Annotated in this window: 17 protein-coding genes; 4 read left to right on the top strand and 13 right to left on the bottom strand. The window is 35.6% G+C overall.

Translation table 11 applies throughout. The features are described from left to right. Positions 1–48: 48 nt before the first annotated feature. Positions 49–573, bottom strand: coding sequence for a gamma carbonic anhydrase family protein (locus tag M4I44_RS08315; RefSeq protein WP_249967021.1), 525 nt, complete (start codon positions 571–573; stop codon positions 49–51). Between the two features lie 10 nt (positions 574–583). Further along, positions 584–1,573, bottom strand: a complete 990-nt coding sequence (locus M4I44_RS08310) for a type IX secretion system membrane protein PorP/SprF (protein WP_249967020.1) — start codon at positions 1,571–1,573, stop codon at positions 584–586. A 144-nt stretch (positions 1,574–1,717) separates the two neighbouring features. Between M4I44_RS08310 and M4I44_RS08305 the strand changes: the two genes are divergently transcribed. The 3 genes from M4I44_RS08305 (at position 1,718) to M4I44_RS08295 (ending at position 4,087) form a co-directional block, all read left to right on the top strand. After that, the gene (locus M4I44_RS08305) at positions 1,718–2,617 is read left to right on the top strand and encodes a NifU N-terminal domain-containing protein (protein WP_017497907.1); all 900 of its coding nucleotides are present in this window, start codon (positions 1,718–1,720) and stop codon (positions 2,615–2,617) included. Positions 2,618–2,749: 132 nt separating this feature from the next. Further along, positions 2,750–3,187, top strand: a complete 438-nt coding sequence (locus M4I44_RS08300) for a YtxH domain-containing protein (protein WP_249967019.1) — start codon at positions 2,750–2,752, stop codon at positions 3,185–3,187. Between the two features lie 87 nt (positions 3,188–3,274). After that, positions 3,275–4,087 (top strand): mechanosensitive ion channel family protein, encoded by an 813-nt coding sequence (locus tag M4I44_RS08295; protein ID WP_035746896.1) that lies wholly within the window; start codon positions 3,275–3,277, stop codon positions 4,085–4,087. A gap of 6 nt (positions 4,088–4,093) precedes the next feature. Here M4I44_RS08295 and tsaB read toward each other — a convergent pair whose 3' ends face one another. The 7 genes from tsaB to M4I44_RS08260 all read right to left on the bottom strand — a co-directional run bounded on the left by tsaB (position 4,094) and on the right by M4I44_RS08260 (position 11,924). After that, positions 4,094–4,768, bottom strand: coding sequence for a tRNA (adenosine(37)-N6)-threonylcarbamoyltransferase complex dimerization subunit type 1 TsaB (gene tsaB / locus M4I44_RS08290; protein ID WP_017497904.1), 675 nt, complete (start codon positions 4,766–4,768; stop codon positions 4,094–4,096). Positions 4,769–4,802: 34 nt separating this feature from the next. Further along, on the bottom strand, positions 4,803–6,095 hold the full coding sequence (locus M4I44_RS08285) for an efflux RND transporter periplasmic adaptor subunit (protein WP_249967018.1): 1,293 nt from the start codon (positions 6,093–6,095) through the stop codon (positions 4,803–4,805). 6 nt (positions 6,096–6,101) lie between these two features. Then, the gene (locus M4I44_RS08280) at positions 6,102–7,484 is read right to left on the bottom strand and encodes a TolC family protein (RefSeq protein ID WP_249967017.1); all 1,383 of its coding nucleotides are present in this window, start codon (positions 7,482–7,484) and stop codon (positions 6,102–6,104) included. Between the two features lie 80 nt (positions 7,485–7,564). Continuing rightward, complete coding sequence (locus M4I44_RS08275; RefSeq protein ID WP_249967016.1) at positions 7,565–8,677, bottom strand: efflux RND transporter periplasmic adaptor subunit; 1,113 nt, start codon at positions 8,675–8,677, stop codon at positions 7,565–7,567. 40 nt (positions 8,678–8,717) lie between these two features. Continuing rightward, complete coding sequence (locus M4I44_RS08270; protein ID WP_070905613.1) at positions 8,718–9,983, bottom strand: ABC transporter permease; 1,266 nt, start codon at positions 9,981–9,983, stop codon at positions 8,718–8,720. 2 nt (positions 9,984–9,985) lie between these two features. After that, on the bottom strand, positions 9,986–11,230 hold the full coding sequence (locus tag M4I44_RS08265; protein ID WP_017497899.1) for an ABC transporter permease: 1,245 nt from the start codon (positions 11,228–11,230) through the stop codon (positions 9,986–9,988). Next, positions 11,223–11,924, bottom strand: a complete 702-nt coding sequence (locus M4I44_RS08260) for an ABC transporter ATP-binding protein (protein ID WP_017497898.1) — start codon at positions 11,922–11,924, stop codon at positions 11,223–11,225. Before M4I44_RS08260 ends, M4I44_RS08265 begins: the two co-directional genes overlap by 8 nt. Positions 11,925–12,103: 179 nt before the next feature. Here M4I44_RS08260 and M4I44_RS08255 point away from each other — a divergent pair, with 179 nt between their 5' ends. Continuing rightward, entirely contained in the window at positions 12,104–13,510 is a 1,407-nt protein-coding gene (locus M4I44_RS08255) for a DUF4403 family protein (protein ID WP_249967015.1), read from the top strand. A gap of 71 nt (positions 13,511–13,581) precedes the next feature. Here M4I44_RS08255 and M4I44_RS08250 read toward each other — a convergent pair whose 3' ends face one another. Genes M4I44_RS08250 through M4I44_RS08235 form a run of 4 tightly spaced genes read right to left on the bottom strand, consistent with a single transcriptional unit; the run spans position 13,582 to position 15,760 of the window. Continuing rightward, a complete protein-coding gene (locus tag M4I44_RS08250; protein WP_017497896.1) occupies positions 13,582–13,884 on the bottom strand; it encodes a hypothetical protein in 303 nt (100 codons plus the stop codon). Continuing rightward, positions 13,877–14,416, bottom strand: coding sequence for a DUF420 domain-containing protein (locus M4I44_RS08245; protein WP_017497895.1), 540 nt, complete (start codon positions 14,414–14,416; stop codon positions 13,877–13,879). The genes M4I44_RS08250 and M4I44_RS08245 overlap by 8 nt, the downstream gene beginning before the upstream one ends. Before the next feature lie 2 nt (positions 14,417–14,418). Beyond that, positions 14,419–15,108 carry an SCO family protein gene (locus M4I44_RS08240; RefSeq protein ID WP_249967014.1) on the bottom strand — a complete coding sequence of 230 codons (690 nt, stop codon included), beginning with the start codon at positions 15,106–15,108 and terminating at the stop codon, positions 14,419–14,421. A gap of 10 nt (positions 15,109–15,118) precedes the next feature. After that, entirely contained in the window at positions 15,119–15,760 is a 642-nt protein-coding gene (locus M4I44_RS08235) for a hypothetical protein (RefSeq protein ID WP_017497893.1), read from the bottom strand. Positions 15,761–15,799: the final 39 nt, after the last annotated feature.

The raw sequence follows: 15,799 nt of genomic DNA, 5'->3' as shown, positions 1-15,799 counted from the left end.
ATATGTTGCGTAAAACTTTTGGAATTTGGAATTTGAAACTTCTAATATTTACAACGTTTCTTCATTTTTAAACCAGCCGGAATACATTACGTAATTGTTTGAAATACGCTCAATTTCTCCTGCAAAATCAGACTGATCAATGTCTTTTACTTTTTTAGCCGGGACACCTGCATAAATACTTCCCGAAGTTATGACCGTATTCTGAGTAACGACAGCACCGGCTGCAATAATCGAGTTGCTTTCAACCACACAGTTATCCATAACAATAGCGCCCATACCAATCAAAACATTATCGTGAATCGTGCAGCCGTGAACAATTGCATTGTGTCCTATGGAAACATTATTACCTATAATAGTAGGGTGTTTTTGATACGTACAATGGATGATGGCACCGTCCTGAATGTTCACCTTATTTCCAATAGTAATAAAGTTAACATCACCACGAATAACGGCATTGAACCAAACACTGCAGGAATCTCCAAAAGTCACATCACCCACAATGGTAGCATTTTCGGCCACATAGCAATCTTCTGGAATCAAAGGTGCTTTTCCGTTTACAGATTTAATCAGCATAATATTTTTTTTAATTAATGGCAGGACAATTACAGTCGTAACGTTCCTTTTTACAAAATAAATTAATTCCGAGGGTAATTTGGTGATAGCCACCTGTGTCAAATTTCACATCACCCGTAACCTGAGAATAGGTATAAGCAAACATGAAATTTTTATAGTTCACCCCAACGATTGGAGTAATATACTGTAGTTTTTGCGCAGCTACTCCACTATTAGTGCCGTACTGAGTACCATTAAAACCTTTTCGATAAGACAAGGCAGCCCACAGACTTCCAAAATCCATATTTTTATAGGCTTTAAGGTTTAAATCGATAGTTTTTTCTTTGGTTTTATCGAACACTTGAAACATTACGGAAGGTTCCCAGGTGATCTTACTTTTTTTCCCAAAAACATATCCTGCACTTAAAAGTAATTTTCTTAGATTATTACTTTCATATTCGGTGTACAATTCTCTTCTGGTTTCCAAAACGCCCTGAACTGTTGCATGGGCATAAAAATCAAGATAATTGTAGGACGCCCCGATATCAAGATTAAAATAAGAATCTTTTTGAATAGAGCCAAAGACGATAGGATCAAAAGTGGTTCCAAATTTAGTTTCATCCAATTGACTCTGAATCACTCCCCCGCTAATACCAAATGAAAGCTGATTTAAATCGAGTTCATCTCTGGAAAACAAGATATGATGCGCATAGGTAAGTTTTACCCCTTTTTGAGAATGATAACCGTTTTTATCATTAAAAATAATAATTCCGGCTCCTGACCGCTCTCCTATTCTGCCATTAAAAGTCAACGTTTGCAAAGACGGAGCATCCTCCTGTCCAAACCATTGTTTTCTCGCTGTCAGTCTTATCTTGGCACAATTCGCCGCTCCCGCCATCGACGGATGAATTAAGTAATAATTATCTGACAGATAATCAGAATAAACCGGTATCCCTTCTTGTGAATAAGAGTAGGCTGATACAATTAAAAAAAACAATAAAACTCTGATTCTAAATTTCATAGGAATAACATATTGATCATAAATTTAAGGCGCTACAAATTTAATAAGATTTATTGGAAAAGAGTCTTAATTCTTTTATTAAAAAATCGAATAGTAGGTATACGCAAAAAATAACTTTACTAAATTTGTAAAAAATTAAAAATCATGACAAAAATCACCATAAAAGAAACTCAAAATCCAACGATATTAAAGTTCGAATTCGAGGATTTCATCACTCAGAATCAAAGTTTCGAATTCAAAAATATTGACGAAGCACAAGCCTCTCCTTTAGCGCAGCAATTGTTCTATTTACCGTTTGTAAAAACAGTTTATATTTCAGGAAACTTTATCGCAATCGAAAGATATAGTATTGTAGAATGGGATGATGTGAAAGATGCGGTTGCGGAACAAATTACTTCATTTGTAGACAAGGGAGGCGTAATCATTAAAGTTGAAGAAACCCAAGCCAAAAAACAACCTATTACGGTTTATGGAGAAACCACTCCTAATCCTGCAGCTCTAAAATTTGTGGTGAGCAGAATGCTGACCAGAAACGCTGTTGAGTATAAAAACATCGATCAGACTGCTTCTTCTCCATTAGCCAAAGAATTATTCAAATTTCCTTATGTGAAAGAAGTTTTTATCGATGAAAACTACATTTCGGTAACCAAATACGACATCAATGACTGGCAGGAAATCACACTTGAAGTACGAACTTTTATCAAGCAATTTATTGAAAACGGAGGAACTGTTTTAGATGAAAGTCTAATTGAAGTGGCTACAAAAAATGACATTACAAAAGACGAAGCATTTGACAAACTGGATGTTACTTCACAGCAAATCATTAACATTCTTGAAGAATACGTAAAACCTGCAGTTGCTGCTGACGGTGGAAATATTGCTTTTGACTCTTATAATGAAGAGGATAAAACAGTAAAGGTAATTCTACAAGGAGCTTGTAGTGGCTGCCCATCCTCAACTTTTACTTTAAAAAGCGGAATCGAAAATATGCTAAAAAGCATGTTAAATGACGAAGCCATTAAAGTAGAGGCTGTAAACGCTTAATTTTTTTATCCTTTATAAAATACAGAAAGCGTCTGCCATTGGCAGGCGCTTTTTTAATTAAAACACATATCTCACTAATTATCAGTAAATTATTAATCAAATAACGTTGTACTATTTTAAAAATAGTTAATATTGTATTCTAAACCAATCAATATCAAGACTATGGGATTATCTTCATTCTTTAAGAACTTATTTGGCACAGCCAAAGATTCTGCTACTGATCTGGCACATCAGGCCGAAACCACTTTTGAACAAGCCAAAGAGGCCGCTGCTCCTTATATTGATAAAGCGGAAACCTTCGCCGAGGAAACTTTTACAAAAGCCAAAGAAGCATCAGAACCGCTGATTGAAACAGCAACGGATTATGCACATCAGGCGAAAGATATTGTTAGCGAATATGTCGAAAAAGCATCTGATTCTATAAACGATGTAATTGATTCAGTAAAAGAAAAAACCAGCGAACTAACTGGAGAAACTAAGGCAATTGTTTCAGAAACCGTAACTGATATTAGCGAAAAAACGGTTACTAAAGCAGATGATGTTATTGATGGGACAACCGACAAGGAATAAAACTCCTTTTTCTTATCCCGGGAATTATTTTTATATTTGCACAACTAATATACCTTCTCTTTGGGAAGGTTTTTTTATTCTAAAAATATGTACAATTCAGAACAGATTAGCAATTATGCTACTAAATTTATTAACGTATTAATTGATTATTCTCCAAAATTAATCTCGGCATTCATCATTTTATTTGTCGGAATCTATGCCATCCGATTAATCAGCAGAATCATCACAAAAATAATGATCCAAAGAAATCTGGATCCCACATTGACCCGATTCCTCTCTGACATTTTGATTTGGGCACTTCGAATTTTATTGTTTGTGACTTTTATTTCAAAATTGGGTATCGAAACATCATCCTTTGTTGCCATATTAGGAGCAATGGGTCTTGCCGTAGGTTTGTCTTTACAGGGCTCTCTATCTAATTTTGCAGGAGGAATGCTAATTATTGTATTCAAACCTTTCAAAGTAGGCGATACGATCGAGACCGCAGGAGGAGTTATTGCAACAGTTGTAGAAATTCAGATTTTTGTAACAAAGATGTTAACCGCTAACAATCAAACTGTTTTTGTTCCAAATGGAGCTTTATCAAACGGTACTATTATCAATTATTCAATGCAGGGAGAACGAAGAGCCGATTTGACTTTTGCTGTTTCGTATGATTCTGATATAAAAAAGGCAAAAGACATTCTTTTGAACGTTTTAAACAACAATCCAAAAGTACTTAAAAAACCTGCTCCTGAGGTTTTTGTAAAAAACTTAACCGCAAGTTCTGTAGAGTTTGCTGTACGTCCGTGGGCAAAAAACGCTAATTACGGAGCTGTTTTTTCTGAGACTTTAGAGAATTGTAAAGCAGCATTAGATGAAGCCGGAATTTCGGTTCAGCCGTATACTCTTCAAAAATAAAAAGTTTTATGCTTTTTTTGATGGAGGAGCCATCATAAAATCTTTTAAATAATAAGGTTCAAAATAAGCGACATCAACAGTGTCGCTTTTTTGATATTTATCATAACTGATTTTACTCATTGCAGCAGCCGAAGGATATTTGATCTCTTCTAAAAACACAAAATTTGATTGGGTTAAAACTGTTTTACATTTTTCGGCACAATCACCTACAAAATACACAGTCTCTGCATACCCCTTAAAAGAATCCTCCGTAATAATTTCAGCCTGAATGGTTCTTTCCACTTTTAAATCAGCTGTAAATACTTCGCTATACACTTCCATTCTTCTGGCATCCAGCATCGGAATAATTTTACCTTCGGAAACCTTAGCCTGTGAAGCTAATGTTTGCAAAGTATCAACTGCAATCAAAGGAATGTTTAAGGCAAAACACAATCCTTTAGCGGCCGAAACCCCAATACGCAGACCGGTATAAGACCCCGGTCCCTGACTCACTGCAACAGCCACTAAATCCTCAATCGCTACACCTGCTTCAGCAATTACCTCTTCGATAAAAACATGCAGTTTTTCAGCATGTGAATAACCTTCTTCGGCAATTTCCCTGCATATAATGGTTTCTCCGTTTTTAGCAATAGATACGGAGCAATTTTTGGTAGCGGTTTCAATATTGAGAATAAAAGACAATGTATGTAATTTTAAATTTTTATTAGGATGCAAATTATTTCTTAGAAGTATCTGCTTTTTTGAGTTTTACTTTATCTCCGGAATTCAAATCTTTAGAGACAGTGGTATAAGGCCCTGTGATGACAACATCTCCTGCTTTCAATCCTGACATTACTTCGATATTCGTATCGTCCTGTATACCGGTTTTAATAATTTTAATTTTGGCTTTGCTTCCTACTTTTACAAAAACGCACTCAAACTTTTTATCGCTTTTCGGAGCTGCTTTTTTGTCTTCGTTTGGATCTTCCACCTTAAAGTCTTTTACTGCGGCTGTATCAGATTTAACCACAACCGAACTGATTGGCACTGCCAAAACATTGTTTTTAGTTTTGGTACGAATATCAACCGTAGCCGTCATTCCGGGTCTGAAAGGAGAATAAGTACTTGGTTGCCCTTCCAGTAAATCCTGATAAGATTCTTTTAAGATACGTACCTTAACTTTAAAATTTGTTACCTGATCAGAAGTCAGTGCTGTACTGGCCGAATTAGAGATACTGGTTACAATACCTTTAAATTTCTTTTTCAGATAAGCGTCAACTTCAACGTTAGCTTCGTCACCAATTTTTACTTTAACGATGTCATTTTCGTTTACGTCAACTTCAACTTCCATATTGTTTAAGTTGGCTACACGCAAAAGTTCTGTTCCGGCCATTTGCTGCGTTCCTAAAACACGCTCTCCCAGCTCTACATTTAAAACCGAAATGGTTCCGTCAGCAGGAGCATAAATTAACGTACGCCCTAAGTTGTCTCTGGCCTCTGTAACCGATGCCGAAGCACTTTTAACATTGTAATATGCATTTTGCTTGGTGGCCTTGGCTACTTCGTAAGTCGAAATGGCCTTATCCCAATCTGATTTTGAAATTACTCCTTTTTCGTATAACGTTTTGTTACGGTCGTAATTTGCTTTTGCTTCATTAAAACTAGCCTCAGACTGCGTTAAACCGGCCTTAGTTCCTGACAGATTAGCCACAGAACGATCTAAACCGGAGGTGTACAAATCAGGATTTATTTTTACCAATAAATCTCCTTTTTTAACCACCTGGCCTTCTTTTACATTTAACGCAATAATTTCTCCCGAAACCATTGACGAAAGCTTCACTTCAATTTCAGGCTGGATTTTTCCGGTTGCCGAAACTGTTTCAACAATTGTTGAAGCTATTACTTTTGAAATTTCTACTTCTGTTCCTTCATCCTTATTCCCAATGACTCCTGCTTTCGAAAGACCAACTAAAACTGCTATAAGCACTACTGCGCCACCTACTAAAAGATAAATCGTTTTTTTAGACATAATAAATTATTTTGTAACAATTGGAACAATTGGAATTCCAAAGTAGAATTCTAATATTTTTATTTTAAATATGTAATCGTATTTTGTTCGGATCACATCGGACTGCGCATTTGTTAACAATGTTTGTGCCTGAGTAAAATCAAAAGAATTCATTAAACCTACATCATACTTTTCTTTCGCGTAGTTATAGGCCTGCTGTCTTGCTTCTAATGTTACGGTAGACGATTCGTAAGTATTTAAAGCTCCTTTCGCATTTGTAAAAGCGGTATAAACATTACGTTGCAAATCTAAACTTTTTTGCTCTAAATCTATTTTAGATTTTTCTAAACTTACTTTACTGCGCTCTACATTATTTCGAACTGAAAAACCATTAAAAATTGGCACATCTAAACGAAAACCAAAATTATGTCCTTTATTATCACTGAACTGTTTAAATATCGGATCCGGCCCTACAGAATAGGGTTTATTATTTTCATCCAGTCTGGTTCGGTCACTGTAACTCGCTCTGGTATCGAATCCATAAAATCCTCTTAATGTTGGCTGATAAGCTCCTTTTGCAATAGTAACACTTTTCTGTGCAATTTCAAGATTGGTTTGCGCCAGTTTTAGTTCAGTTCTTGTTTCTTTTGCTTTATTGTAAATCTCATCCGGAGTTTGAGCCATAATGTTATTTTCATCTTTTGCGTTAGTATCATCTACCACATCAAAATCTGTAAATTCTTTTAGTTGTAAAAGTTGGGCCAAACTCAATTTTGAGATTAAGAAATTATTTTCTGAAACGGTAATATTTTGTTTATCAGTTGCGACAGTTGCTTTTAAATCAAACAAATCACCTCTGGGAATAGTCCCGGCATTAACCATTTCTTCTGAACGAGCCAAACGTTTTTCATCAATCGTTAGCTGTTCTTGTTTTATTTTTAAATCTTCTTTATTCGAAAGGATCTGAAGGAAGGCATTGGCCACATTCAGTGAAATATCTTCCTGAATTTTCAGCAATTGATATTGTGAAGCTATGATGGCAAGTTTTGTTCTTCTATACGTATTTTGAATTTGCAAACCTTTATAAATATCGACTCCCGCACTTAAACCTACAGAAGAGTACTGCGTTGTTTGATTACGCAAAAGACCAGTTGTAAGATCCTGATTCAAACCAATGTTCCAGGAATGTGATGCATTACCACTTACTGACGGAAGATAACTTCCAAAGGCAGCCCTTTTGTCAATCGCTGCATTTTGAACATCCAGTTCTGACAACTTTATCGTAATATTATTTTCTAATGCATAACGAACACATTCTTCCAAAGTCCATTTCTTTGTTTGCGCCTGACCCGACAAGCCAAACCCGAATAACACTGCAAAAACCAGACTATTATATTTATTTATTTTCATATATTTTGAATGAAAGCATAGTAACCCTACTACGCAAATTTAACATTTTTTAAAAACCAAAAATTCTTTATTTGCTCAAATTACTTCTTTTCTTCACTGATCAAACCCTGATTCCAGATTTTAATTTTATCCGAAGCTTTGATTCCGCTTTTCACCTGAACGTAAATTCCGTCACTTACTCCTAAAACCAAATCTTTTCTTTGAAATTTCTGAGGACTAGTTTCAATCTCAACATAAGGCTTTTGTGTCTTTTTATTAAACTGTACCAGTGATTCTTTTATTGCCAGAACTTTATCTGCTTTTTCTAAGATAATTGAAGCGTTTGCACTCAAACCTGCTCTGATAAAAGTAGCATCTCTATTCACTAAAGCTGCTTTAATTTCAAACTGAATTGCTCCGTTTTCTACAACACCTTTAGGCGCAATATCGGTCAGAGCAGCTTCAAATTTTTTATTCTCGATCGCTCCAACGGTGATTTCAATTGGCATTTTTTCTTTGATTTTCCCTACTTCAGATTCATCAATTTTTCCAATAAAAATCATTCTTCCCACATCCGCTACGCTCGCAATAGTAGTTCCTTCATTAAAATTATTACTCTCAATAACCTGATTTCCTACTTTAACTGGAACTGCCAGTACCATTCCGTTTACTGTGGAACGGATTAACGTATTGGCATAATTCCCAAGTGAAGTTGTTGTTCCTGTTTTAACAATATCTAAACTTTGCTTTGCTGCCAGATAGTTTTGTTTGGCTTGTTTGTACGCTAATTGTGCTGCATCAAAATCATTTGCTGAAATTACGTCTTTATCGAACAATGTTTTTTGTCTTTGATATATTTTTTCCTGATTGTCTAAAGCAATTTTGGCAGTCTGTACCTGATTCTGGGTACTGCTTACATTAGAAACATTGGCGACAACTCTAATTTTGGCAATCATATCGCCGGCTTTAATTTTCTCTCCCGCTTTGATATACACTTCTTCGATAATCCCTGAGATGTTTGGTTTGATTAAGACCTCTTCATTAGGCTGAATATTACCGGTTGCAATGGTATTCTTGACGATAGTTTTAATCTCTGCTTTCTCCGTTTTAAATACAATTGGAGACTCTTGATTCTTAGCGTACAAGTAATACAGTGCGCCAAAGAAAACTATAGCAATAAAGATTAAAATGGTTACGGTTACTCCTTTTTTCATTGTGTTTTCAGTTTAATTCGATTATATTCTGATTGATAATTTATTCTGTTCGTAAAGCATCTACCGGCTTCACATTAATTGCGGTTTGTGCCGGAATAAACCCTGCCAGCAAACCTGATCCTACTAATATTATTAAAGCCACAAATACTACTCTCAAATCGACACTTGGATTTGCAAACATGGTATTACTATCCGGCGGCATTGAAGCTAATGCCATGTTTAAAATCGCGATAATTCCGGTCGCTACAGCAATACCCAACATTCCTGAAATAATGGTCAAAAATATAGACTCTGCTAAAATTTGTCCCCGAATAGCAGCTGGTGTCGCTCCTAAAGCTCTGCGGATACCTATTTCTTTGGTACGTTCTTTCACTACAATAAGCATGATATTTGAAATACCGATCACTCCTGAAATCAGCACTAAAGTCCCCACGAAATAAGCAATGATTTTTAAGATACTGAACAAACTCTGTACTTTGTTGAACTGCTCGTATAAATCAAAATTACCTACAGCACGCTCATCTGTTGGATTTATAGAATGCAGTCCTTTAATAATCTCGAGGATTTTTGGTTTTAAATCGGTAATAGACGTTTCATCTTTTGCAGTAAGTGCCATCCATCCCACTTTATCTCCGTAATTAAAAGCCTGTTGAAAAGTGGTAAATGGAATAAATATATTCTTTTGCTCCTGCTCTGCATTTCCTCCCTGTTGTTTTGAATTGTAAACTCCTACCACCATAAAATTGATTCCGTTGATTTTCACATAAGTTCCAATCGCTTCTTCCTCTTTTCCATAAAGTTCACTGATAACACCTTTACCTACCACGGCAACTTTTCGTCTTTCAAGGATGTCCTGCTGATTTACAAATCGCCCTTTAATAATATCCATCGGCTGCTGCTTGATCAGCTCCGGGTAATCTCCATAAATAGTAAATGCCGAAGTTTTAGTGCCTCGAACCACGTTATTAGTTCCATTAAAATCCCCCAGCTGATTTCGAGGCGACACATATAACAAATCCGGCAAAGCTGCTTTTAGCGCTCCAACATCACTGTTTCTAAAATCATAACGACGTGTTTTAGGCAAACCCTTGTAGGCTTTCGATGTGGTCTGACTCCACATAAACATGGTGTTTGTGGCAATTCCGTCAAAACCTTTCTTAACTCCGTTCTCTAAACCGTTTCCGGCAGCCAGCAATATCACCAAAATAAAGATACCCCAAAATACACCAAACGCCGTTAGCACCGTTCTGAAAACGTTAGCTGTTAAAGCCTGTAAAATCTCATCCCAATTATCTTTCTTAAACATAATTATTCGTCTCTAAGTGCTACAATAGGTCTAATTTTTGCCGCATGATAAGCCGGAAAAAATCCTGCCAGAGCACCTGCAAATATGAGCAGTGCCAGTGTAGTTAAAGCCACACTAAAATCGACTTCAGGATTTCTAAAATATTCGCTTTGTACCATCGGTCCAACAAATTCCAATAACGCTAAACTAGCCAGTAAGCCTGTAAATCCAGCAATAGTGGTTATGAAAATAGATTCATGAAGGATCATCGAAATGATGGAAAACGGAGAGGCTCCGAGTGCTTTTCGTATTCCAATTTCCTTTGTTCTTTCTTTTACAATAATCAACATGATATTACTTACCCCAACAACTCCCGCAATGATGGTACAAATACCTACCCACCAAAAGAACAATCTTATGTATAAGTTTAAGTCATAAAACTGTTTTGCATCTTTAACGGAATTGTAAACTCCAACTCCACTGTCATCATTCGGAGCAATTACATTTTTACTTTTCAAAAGGTCTTTTAAATCTTGTGTAAATTTTTCAGATTGCGCCAAAGCTTCATTGTAATCATTCGTTTTCTTTAATGTAAAAAACAGATTACTGATTTTATCCCCTCCGCCGTAAGCTCTCTGAACAGTAGTTTTAGGCAGATAAGCTCTGGTTTCTTCTCTCTCTCCTCCTGGATCAGTAAAAACTCCTACTACTTTAAAATTGATATTATTGATCGAAATTTCTTTTCCCAAAGGATCTTTGTCTTTAAACAAATCTGTTTTGACTTTCATTCCAATGCAAGCTACTTTTTCATTATTCGCCAAATCATTACTGTTTATGTATCTTCCCTGAACAACAGTAAGATTCTCGATTCCTGAATAATCCGGATCAACTCCTCTGTATTGATAACTTCCGGATTCTTTTCCATAGGCAAAGGTTCCTCCCCAATAATTTTGTGTTGCGGCCTTCAAGTCCAGTTTATCATTAAATTTCTGTACCGATTGTGAATAATCACTATTTCTAAACTGAATTTGTCTTCCCGGATTCAGCCCTTTATATTCTTTTGTTGTTGTTCCCGACCAAACCTCAATAATTCCGGCAGCATCACGTTCAAATTGTTTCTCAATTCCGTTTTGAAGTCCTTTACCTGCTCCAAGCAAAATCACCAAAATAAAAATCCCAGACGCTACAGAAACTCCGGTAAGAAATGTTCTCAATCGGTTTTTAGAGATTGCCTCAAATATTTCCTGCCAACGTTCAATATTAAACATAAGATGAAGCTCTAACTTGTTCTACCTTTTTATCATCGATAATTAATCCGTCTTTCAGGACCACATTTCTTTTGCACATTGCGGCAATATCAGGTTCGTGAGTTACGATCAGGATTGTTTTCCCTTCATCGTTAATCCCCTGAATCAGTTCCATAACCTCATAAGATGTTTTAGTGTCCAATGCTCCTGTTGGCTCATCTGCCAATAAAACTTTTGGATTCGAAGCCAAAGCTCTTGCAATGGCAACACGCTGTTTCTGGCCTCCTGAAAGTTCATTCGGTAAGTGATGAGAATGCGAACCAAGTCCTACTTTCTCTAAATATTTCATAGCGATATCGTAACGCTCCTTTCTCTTGATTCCCTGATAATACAAAGGCATTGCAACGTTATCGAGAGCGGTTTTATAATTGATCAGATTGAAAGACTGAAATACAAATCCTAAAAATTTATTGCGGTATTTAGACGCTATTGTTTCGTTTAACTTTTTGATTGGGGTTTTATCTAAAATATAACTACCGGAATCAGCCTCGTCCAAAATTCCTAAAATATTCAAAAGTGTTGATTTCCCAGAACCTGATGATCCCATAATTGCAACCAGCTCACCTTCTTCAATATTAAAATTAATTCCCTTTAACACGTGTAACTCCGAACTACCCATTTTATAGGATTTGTGCAAATCTTTGATCTCAATCATGGTGGTAATTGTTAAATTTTAAAACAATAATAACATTTTTCTTAACTTTTTTATGGTAAGAAAACGTTAATAATTATCCCTTCTTCTTTGAATAAGACTCACTTTCTTGCTAATTGTTACACATTTTTACAATAATATAATTGTTTTATTAATTTTGTCAGACTAAAAAAATCATACCGATGAAGTTTTCTTCCATTATCTCCTCATTCACATTATTTGCCGTACTAGCAGGCTGCTCTACAGCTCAAAAACTGGAAACCCTAAAACCGGAGCCTGATGACGCAAGTCCTTTAGTTTACGAAGCAAACCCCTCCTTTATCAATTTACCAATTACAGTAAAACTTAGCGATATTGAAAATCAGACCAATGCCCTTTTAAACGGGTTGATTTATGAAGACAATACGATCGACGACGACGATATCGAAATGAAAATATGGAAGCAGACTCCTATAAGAATCCAAAATGATCCAGCAAGCCCGGACAAAAAGATAAAAACAATTCTACCACTAAAAGCGACAATCAAATATCGTATTGGCACTAAGAAATTAGGCGTTGACCTATACGACACCAGAGAGTTTAATCTGAATGGCATAATTACACTTTCCAGTGAAGTGGCGCTGACAAATTGGAAATTAAACACTAAAACGGAGTTTAAATCATTAGACTGGAGCGAAAGTCCGACCATGCAGGTTTTTGGTAAAAACATGCCTATTACTTATCTGATAAACCCGGCTATTTCTATTTTTAAATCAAAAATTGAAAAGAAAATAGACGAGGCTATCGAAAAATCGATGGATTTTAAACCAAATGTTTTAACTGCTTTAGAGAAGATATGCACTCCCTTCCAACTGAGTGACACTTATGAAAGCTGGCTTAGAATTGTTCCTGTTGAAGTGTATTCAACCAATGCTAAATTAAAAAATGATCAGTTTTTACTGGACATGGGAATGAAATGCAACATGGAAACCATCGTAGGCAAACAACCCGAATCTAAATTCAGTGCCAATAAAATCATATTGAAACCTGTTGCTAAAATTCCTAATCAGATTTCAGCAAACATTGCTGCCATATCTACCTATGTTGATGCTTCAAAGATTATGACGAAGAATTTTGCAGGTCAGGAATTTGGTTCGGGCAGCAAAAAAGTGACGGTAAAAAATGTATCCATCTGGCATAAAAACGGAAAGATGGTTATTGCTCTTGATGTTTTAGGTTCTGTAAACGGAACACTTTATTTAAACGGATTTCCTCAATACAATCCTCAGACTAAAGAAATTTACTTTGAAAAACTGGATTACGTTTTAGATACCAAAAGCAGGTTAATGCGCACTGCAAGCTGGCTGGGGCAGGGTTATGTTTTAAGAAAAATGGAAGAGAGCTGTCGTTATTCGATACAACCCAATTTAGAGGAAGGCAAGAAAAACATGGCGGCTTATCTTAAAAACTATTCTCCAATGCCGGGTGTTTTTGTCAATGGAAAAATGGAAGACATTCAGTTTGATAAAATTCAGCTAACCAATCAGGCCATTATTGCTTTTATCAAAATAAACGGAACTGTGAATGTCTCGGTTAACGGTTTGAAATAATAACTAGGTAATGAGATAATTAGAAAATTAGATAATGAATGAATTGCCACATTATCTAATTTTCTAATTGACTAATTGTCTGACTTTTTCTTTTTTGACTGGTACATTCTGTATATCAGAACACCTATTACTGCCACCAGTAAATACGGAATAACCATTAAATATACGATTCCATTGTTTACTGCTTCTGCTTTTTTAACATTTGAATCTCCACCAAGCGCTGCACGACACATCGCACATTGCGCATTCGCGTTTAGAGAAAAGAGAATAGACGCCAGAATATAAAAGCATTTCGTTGACAAAAAATTCAAAAACCTACTTCTATTTACTTTTCTATTTTCTTTATTCTTTAATCTATTTTCCATTTTAAGCATAATAAGGAGAAATCATTAGGTAAACCACAACACCGGTAACCGCAACATACAACCAAAGCGGGAATGTTATTTTAGCAATTTTTTTATGTCGGTCAAAGCGTTTTGCCAATGCACGTACATACGTAATTAATACCAATGGAATAATGGCAATAGACAATAAAATATGAGTCACCAAAATAAAGAAATAGATATAACGAATTGCTCCTTCACCACCAAATTTAGTAGAATCAGAGGTCATGTGATACGCCACGTACATAACTAAAAAAGCTACCGAAAGTCCAATCGCTAAAGTCATTAAGCGTTCATGGAGCTTACGTTTTCCATTTTTAATGGCCAATACAGCCCAAACTAAAACTACAGCGGTAATACCATTTGTTGTTGCGTAAATTGGAGGCAGAAACGAAAGCGGTTCTACTTCAATCCCTAAGTCTTTCAATTTTACTCCAAATAAAATGGCAACCACAAGTGGAATTACAATTGAAACCGCAACAATAAACTTACTGAATTTTTTCTCTAATGAATGATCTTCCATTTCTATTCTTCTAATAATATTTTAATATCTTCCTGTATGTCTCTAACTCCTTTTTTATCTAATCCGTCATAATAGATATTTGGATTTCCGAATTCATCTTTTCTGCAACGAATATTTCCTTCTTTATCAATTAAAGCGAACAAACCTGAGTGTTCAAAACCACCGCTCACTTTTTCATTCTCTCCGGCATATAAATTGAATCCTTTATTAGACAATTCCATGATCGTATTTTTATCCCCCGTTAAGAAATTCCAGGTAGAAGATTTTACTCCTAATAACTTCGCATGTTCTTTTAAAACCTGTGGTGTATCATGTTTAGGATCGATTGTGATGGATACGATTCCAAAATTTGGATTTCCGAAAAAAGTCTTTTCGATCTCCAGCATGCTTAAATTCATTTTCGGGCAAATTGACGGGCAAGTGGTGAAGAAAAATTCTAACACATACACTTTTCCTTTGTAAGTATCATTCGAAACTTTAGCATTGTCCTGATTGGTTAATTCAAATTTCGGCGCTGGTCCAATTTTTATCAATTTACCATCAGATTTTGAAGTTTTCAATCCTACATTGTCCAGACGGTTTCCTTTTACAATGTCGCCGTTTTTAACTCTGTCAACAATTTTAGGAACGGCATAAATTCCAAAAATTAAAATGATAAACGAAATACCGATATATGATTTATTCTTAAACATGATAGAAAGATTAAAGTTGTTTAGTTGCGTTGTGATTCTTTTTTAGAGCAGCACGATATTCGTATAGAATGATTTTAAAATCATCCAGCATTTCATTGCTTAGCTCTGAAGGATGAAAAGTGTCATATCCTTCTTTATATTCAGCTGCATCTTTTCTTCCTCTAAGATTTCTTTCTTTATCGACGATAAAAACATTCGGAGTTCCAAGATTCTGATCTAATTTTCCTTTTAACTTTAACTGATTGTAAAATGTTTGAATTTCTTCCGGTGAAGCGAAGACGAAGTTCCAGCCTTTCACGTCTGTAAAAGGTTTAAGAGCATCTACTACTTTTTGCGCATCGGCTTCAGTTCCCAACGGGCAAAGTATTACAAACTGAAGATCTTCAAAACCGTTATAGCGTTTGTAAATTTTTTCATTTAAGTTAAAATAATTCCCGCGATTGCTTAAAATTTCAGATCCTGAAAAACCAAGAACCGTGATCTTTTTATCCAGCAAAACTTTCTTTCCGTTCAGGGATTTCCAATCACCGAAATCTTTAATTTTTGGTGTTATAACAGGAAGTGTAGTAAAGCTGTTAACCCCTGAAGCAAAAAACAAATAGGCTACAATTGGCAAAACAAAAAGAGCAAAAAGAACTATATTTTTTTTCATTATATCTGTACAAGTTATTGAGGTACAAAAATAAAAAAA

Source organism: Flavobacterium sp. B183 (assembly GCF_023539155.1).
Lineage (GTDB): Bacteria > Bacteroidota > Bacteroidia > Flavobacteriales > Flavobacteriaceae > Flavobacterium > Flavobacterium tructae.
Note: the sequence above shows the minus strand (reverse complement) of the source record. Positions and strands in the feature narration are given on the sequence as shown.

Bases quoted from the DNA above. Each gene is read 5' to 3' on its own strand.
- M4I44_RS08250 (WP_017497896.1), bottom strand. From the start codon at position 13,884: ATGCTTAAAATGGAAAATAGATTAAAGAATAAAGAAAATAGAAAAGTA.
- M4I44_RS08245 (WP_017497895.1), bottom strand. From the start codon at position 14,416: ATGGAAGATCATTCATTAGAGAAAAAATTCAGTAAGTTTATTGTTGCG.
- M4I44_RS08285 (WP_249967018.1), bottom strand. From the start codon at position 6,095: ATGTCTAAAAAAACGATTTATCTTTTAGTAGGTGGCGCAGTAGTGCTT.
- M4I44_RS08315 (WP_249967021.1), bottom strand. From the start codon at position 573: ATGCTGATTAAATCTGTAAACGGAAAAGCACCTTTGATTCCAGAAGAT.
- M4I44_RS08310 (WP_249967020.1), bottom strand. From the start codon at position 1,573: ATGAAATTTAGAATCAGAGTTTTATTGTTTTTTTTAATTGTATCAGCC.
- M4I44_RS08280 (WP_249967017.1), bottom strand. From the start codon at position 7,484: ATGAAAATAAATAAATATAATAGTCTGGTTTTTGCAGTGTTATTCGGG.
- M4I44_RS08235 (WP_017497893.1), bottom strand. From the start codon at position 15,760: ATGAAAAAAAATATAGTTCTTTTTGCTCTTTTTGTTTTGCCAATTGTA.
- M4I44_RS08295 (WP_035746896.1), top strand. From the start codon at position 3,275: ATGTACAATTCAGAACAGATTAGCAATTATGCTACTAAATTTATTAAC.
- M4I44_RS08275 (WP_249967016.1), bottom strand. From the start codon at position 8,677: ATGAAAAAAGGAGTAACCGTAACCATTTTAATCTTTATTGCTATAGTT.
- M4I44_RS08260 (WP_017497898.1), bottom strand. From the start codon at position 11,924: ATGATTGAGATCAAAGATTTGCACAAATCCTATAAAATGGGTAGTTCG.
- M4I44_RS08270 (WP_070905613.1), bottom strand. From the start codon at position 9,983: ATGTTTAAGAAAGATAATTGGGATGAGATTTTACAGGCTTTAACAGCT.
- M4I44_RS08240 (WP_249967014.1), bottom strand. From the start codon at position 15,108: ATGTTTAAGAATAAATCATATATCGGTATTTCGTTTATCATTTTAATT.
- M4I44_RS08305 (WP_017497907.1), top strand. From the start codon at position 1,718: ATGACAAAAATCACCATAAAAGAAACTCAAAATCCAACGATATTAAAG.
- M4I44_RS08265 (WP_017497899.1), bottom strand. From the start codon at position 11,230: ATGTTTAATATTGAACGTTGGCAGGAAATATTTGAGGCAATCTCTAAA.
- M4I44_RS08255 (WP_249967015.1), top strand. From the start codon at position 12,104: ATGAAGTTTTCTTCCATTATCTCCTCATTCACATTATTTGCCGTACTA.